A 541-nucleotide genomic window follows, 5' to 3' on the forward strand; every position below is an offset into this window, starting at 1 on the left:
CCGATGGCCTGCCTCGGCGCATCAACCGGCTCTGCTCGCGCGTGCTGCTGAGCGGCATGCTGGAAAAGACCGAGCTGCTCAGCGCGCCGATGGTGGAAGCGACCGCGATCGAGCTGGAGGAGGACCTGGGCTCGACCCTGCCGAGGTCGGGCCTCGGCGGCAGCGCCGAGCACGACCACGTGCTTCGCGACGTGCAGCAGCGCGTCGAGGCGCTCGAGCGGAGCGCCGGACACCGGGAGCGCATCTTCAACCGCCTGGCCGAGATCTTCTTCGACGGCGCGAGGACCCGCCTATGAGACACACCGCGATCGCCCCCGGGGTCGCCTCCATCCTCCCTACCGCCCCCGGGCAGCTCCGAAACGCCATGACCGTGGACGTGGAGGACTGGTTCCAGGTCCAAGGCTTCGCCGATGCGATTCCGCGCGAGGAATGGAACTTCCTCGCCTGTCGGGTCGAGGCGAACACCGAGACGGTGCTGAAGCATTTCGACGATGCCGGCATTCGCGCCACCTTCTTCACGCTCGGCTGGGTGGCGGAACGC

1 protein-coding gene is annotated in these 541 nt (G+C 68.6%); it reads left to right on the plus strand.

Annotation, left to right across the window (positions count from 1 at the left end; genetic code table 11):
• Positions 1-296 (plus strand): hypothetical protein (locus tag AC1DWF_RS37920; RefSeq protein ID WP_476843556.1); only part of this gene is annotated, 296 nt, incomplete at its 5' end.
• Positions 297-541 lie beyond the last annotated feature (245 nt).

The organism is Aminobacter sp. P4_D5 (assembly GCF_056401815.1).